The 4,618-nt window shown below is 61.7% G+C and carries 3 protein-coding genes; 1 reads left to right on the forward strand and 2 read right to left on the reverse strand.

Going from position 1 to position 4,618, the window contains the following annotated elements; all coding sequences use genetic code 11:
- Nucleotides 1–85: 85 nt before the first annotated feature.
- Complete coding sequence (locus ACW9HW_RS28980; RefSeq protein WP_457402740.1) at nucleotides 86–1,708, reverse strand: MFS transporter; 1,623 nt, start codon at nucleotides 1,706–1,708, stop codon at nucleotides 86–88.
- A gap of 117 nt (nucleotides 1,709–1,825) precedes the next feature.
- Complete coding sequence (locus ACW9HW_RS28985; protein ID WP_457402742.1) at nucleotides 1,826–3,487, reverse strand: GMC family oxidoreductase; 1,662 nt, start codon at nucleotides 3,485–3,487, stop codon at nucleotides 1,826–1,828.
- A gap of 133 nt (nucleotides 3,488–3,620) precedes the next feature.
- Here ACW9HW_RS28985 and ACW9HW_RS28990 point away from each other — a divergent pair, with 133 nt between their 5' ends.
- Nucleotides 3,621–4,517, forward strand: coding sequence for a LysR family transcriptional regulator (locus ACW9HW_RS28990; protein WP_095195055.1), 897 nt, complete (start codon nucleotides 3,621–3,623; stop codon nucleotides 4,515–4,517).
- Nucleotides 4,518–4,618 lie beyond the last annotated feature (101 nt).

Consider the following 4,618-nt stretch of genomic DNA (forward strand, 5'->3'; position numbering starts at 1 on the left):
AGGTGGGGGGTAGGGAAACGGAGGTGACGCCGGCCCCCCCCCCATCGCGAGCAGGCTCGCTCCCACAGGTTGTTACTGTCTACCCTCAGTTCTTATCCAGATCCACATTCCGCGTCTCACGCAAACACAGCATCCCCACCACCAGGCTCACCCCGGTGATCACCACCGGGTACCAAAGCCCGTAGAAAATGTCCCCGGTGTACACCACCAGCGCGAACGACACCGTTGGCAGGAAGCCGCCGAACCAGCCATTGCCGATGTGATAGGGCAGGGACATCGAGGTGTAGCGGATGCGGGTCGGGAACAGTTCGACCATCAGTGCCGCCAGCGGGCCGTAGCACATGGCGGAGATGATGATCAGCGCGACGATCAGTGCCACGATCATCGGTTTGTTGATCTGCTGCATGTCGGCCTGTTGCGGGTAGCCGGCGAGGGTTACCGCACCACGCAGGGCGGCTTCGTCGAAACCGTCGATCTTCACATCGCCGATGCTCACCTGCACGCCGCTGCCGGCCGGGGCGGCGGCACTGCTGTACGGCAGGCCCTGTTTGACCAGGAAGGTCTTGACCTTGTCGCACGGGCTGTCGAATTTCGCCTTGCCCACCGGATCGAACTGGAAGGTGCAGGTGGCCGGGTCGGCCAGCACGGTGATCGGTGCCTGGCGGCTGGCCAGGTCGATGGCCGGGTTGGCGTAGTGGGCCAGGGTCTTGAAGATCGGGAAGTACAGCGCGGTGGCCAGCAGCAGGCCGAGCATCAATACCGGTTTACGCCCGACCTTGTCCGACAGCCAGCCGAAGAAAATGAAGAACGGCGCGCCAATGGTCACGCTGACGATCAGCAGGCCGTTGGCCACGGCGGGGTCCATTTTCAGGAACTGGGTGAGGAAGAACAGCACGTAGAACTGTGCCGCGTAGAAGGTCACGGCTTGCCCGGCGTTGATGCTGAACAGGGCGATCAGCACGACTTTGAGGTTTTCCCATTTACCGAAGGAATCGCGGATCGGCGACTTGCAGAGCTTGCCTTCCTCTTTCATTTTCACGAAGGCCGGCGACTCGTGCAGGCTCAGGCGAATCCAGGTCGAGATGCCCAGCAGAATGATCGAAAACAGAAACGGAATGCGCCAGCCCCAGACTTCGAATTGATCGCCGGTGAAGTAGCGGCAGCCGAGTACCACTAGCAGTGACAGCAACAGGCCGAGGGTGGCGGTGGATTGAATCCAGCTGGTGTGGAAGCCACGCTTGCCCATTGGTGCGTGTTCCGCCACGTAGGTCGCGGCACCGCCGTACTCACCGCCCAGGGCCAGGCCCTGAAGCATGCGCAGAACGACGAGGATGATCGGCGCAGCGATGCCGATGCTGGCGTAGTTCGGCAGCAGACCGACGCAGAAAGTCGCCACCCCCATGAGGACGATGGTGGCGAGGAAGGTGTATTTACGTCCGATCATGTCACCCAGTCGACCGAACACCAGAGCGCCGAACGGCCTGACAATGAAGCCGGCGGCGAAGGCCATCAGGGCAAAGATGAACGCCGTGGTGTCGTTGACCCCGGCGAAAAACTGCTTGCTGATCACCGCCGCGAGAGCGCCGTAGAGGAAAAAGTCATACCACTCGAAGACCGTGCCAAGCGACGAGGCGAAGATGACTTTCTGGGTTTCCTGACTGGTCCCCGCGCTGCGCACGGCTTCCAGGCTCTGAACATGTTCTGACATATCGGTATCCCTCACAGTGATTGTTTTTGTTGTTCCACTGGTGTTGCTTGTCCGTGAATCAGATGCAAATCCCTTGTGGGAGCGAGCCTGCTCGCGAAGGGGGCGTGTCAGTCACCATCAATGTTGAAGATCCGCCGCTTTCGCGAGCAGGCTCGCTCCCACAGGGGGAGTGTCTACAGCAGGATTAAGGATCAATTGCGCGGCTTTCTCCGCGATCATCAGCGTCGGCGAACAGGTGTTGCCCGAGGTGATGCGCGGCATGATCGAGGCGTCGGCGATGCGCAGGCCGGGGATGCCATGGACACGCAGTTGGGCATCGACCACCGCATCCGCATCGTTGCCCATGCGGCAGGTACCAACCGGATGGAAAATCGTGGTGCCGATCCGGGCGGCGGCTTCGTGCAGTTGCTCTTCGCTTTGCAGACTGTCGCCGGGCAGGTATTCGACAGGTTTGAACTGTTTGAGGGCGGGCGCGGCAACGATGCGCCGGGTCAGGCGAATGGCATCGGCGGCCACGCGCAGATCCTCGGGATGACTCAGGTAGTTGGGCTGGATCAGGGGGGCTTGCTGCGGATCGGTGGAGCGGATTTCCACCCGGCCGCGGCTCTGTGGACGCAGGTCGCAAACCGATGCGGTAAACGCCGGGAAGGCATGCAGCGGTTCGCCGAAGCGCTCCAGGGACAGCGGTTGTACGTGGTATTCAAGATTGGCCGAGGCCTGCTCCGGCCCTGACCGGGCGAAGGCCCCGAGCTGGCTTGGCGCCATGGACAGCGGGCCGCTGCGGTCATACAGATACCGCAGGCCCATGCCCATCTTGCCCCACAGGCTGCCGGCGATCTGATTGAGCGTGCGGGCATTTTCCAGTTTGTAGATCAGCCGCAGTTGCAGGTGATCCTGCAGGTTGCCACCCACGCCCGACAGTTCATGGGCGACGCCGATGCCCAGGCGTTGCAGCAGCGGGCGTGGGCCGATCCCGGAACGTTGCAGGATGCTCGGTGAGCCGACGGAGCCGGCGCACAGGATGATTTCCTTGCGCGCCCTGAAGGTCTTCGCCTGCCCCTGCCAACGGGCGCTGACCTTTGATGCCCGGGCGTTCTCCAGCAGCACACGGTCGACCTCGACGCCGGTCAGCACCGTCAGATTCGGACGACGGCGGATCGGCTTGAGAAACGCCTTGGCCGCGTTCCAGCGGATACCGGCCTTCTGGTTGACCTGGAAGTAGCCACAACCTTCATTGTCGCCCTGGTTGAAGTCATCGATGCTGGCGATACCGCTTTGCTCGGCGGCGCTGCGGAAGGCATCGAGAATCGGCCATGACAGGCGCTGGCGTTCGACGCGCCATTCGCCGGCAGCGCCATGAAATCCCGAATCGCCGGCAAAGTGGTTTTCGCTGTGCTTGAACAGCGGCAGCACGTCCTGCCAGCTCCAGCCGGTATTGCCCTCGGCGGCCCAGCGGTCGTAATCGTCGGCCTGACCGCGCATGTAAATCATGCCGTTGATCGAGGAGCAACCACCCAGCACCTTGCCGCGCGGATAACTCAAGGCGCGGCCTTGCAGGCCCGGTTGCGCTTCGGTCTTGAAGCACCAATCGGTGCGCGGGTTGCCGATGCAGAACAGATAGCCCACGGGGATGTGAATCCACGCATAGTTATCGCGGCCACCGGCTTCGAGCAGCAGCACCCGGTGTTGCGGGTCGGCTGACAAGCGATTGGCCAGCAAACAACCGGCCGGCCCGGCCCCGACCACGATGTAGTCGTATTCATCAAGGGAAGTCTGCATCCCTGACCTCGTGTTGTTGTTCTTGTTGTATCCCATCCTAGTTGTTAGCTTTCGTTTAAAGAATGTTAGTTTTTACCCACCCGCTGTGCGTTTTTAAACAGCGTCTTCAATCGCCAAGCCTCAAGGACGATTCATGTTCGACTGGAATGACCTGCGGTTTTTTCTGGAGTTACAGCGTAGCGGGCGTTTGCTGACCGCTGCCCGTCGCTTGAACACCACCCACGCCACGGTGGCACGACACATCGAGGCCATTGAAAAGAGCCTGGGCACCGCACTGTTTGTGCAGCATGCCCAGGGCTATGAGCTGACGCCGGCGGGCGAAGCGCTGCTCAAGCACGCCGAGGCCATGGAAAACGTCGCGCTGCTGGCCCAGGAGGAAATCACCCAGTCCACGGCGCCCCTGGGCAAGATCCGCGTCGGGGTCACGGAAGGGCTGGGCATCATGTTCCTCGCCAGCCGCATGAATGGCTTGTTCGAACGCTATCCGGGCCTTGAGGTGGAACTGGTGGCGGTGCCGCGCTTCGTCAGCATTCTCAACCGCGAAGCGGAGATCAGCATCCACCTTGAACGGCCGGCCGCCGACATGCTGGTCACACGCAAGCTCACCGACTATCGCCTGGCGCTCTATGCCAGCCAGGACTATCTCGACAAGTCGCCACCGCTGGGCAGTCGCGAAGACCTGGGGCGCCATGCCTGGATCGGTTACGTCGACGATTTGCTGTTCAGCCAGGAACTGATGTTCCTCAACAGCTTCTGCCGCAACCCCCGGGTGGTCTTTCACAGCACCAGCGTCATCGCCCAGCAACAGGCCGCCCGCGCAGGTTTGGGCATCGCCGTGCTGCCGTGCTACATGGCCAGCGCCGATCCCGGGCTGGTGCCGTTGTTTCCAGACGAAAGCATTCTTCGCAGCTACTGGATCAGCACCCGCCGCGAACTGCACAAATCCGTGCGGCTGCGGGTGATGTGGGATTACGTGGTGCAGTTGTGCGAGCGTGAGCAAGACTTGCTGCTTGGCCCTGATAGCTTGTAAGACCAAAACTTGCTCTGTTTCAGGCCTGACGCCTTCGCGAGCAGGCTCGCTCCCACAGAGTGCGGTGTCGGTCACAACACTCGTGCATGGCACCGAACAAA

The sequence above is a fragment of the Pseudomonas sp. SDO5532_S415 genome (assembly GCF_054071155.1).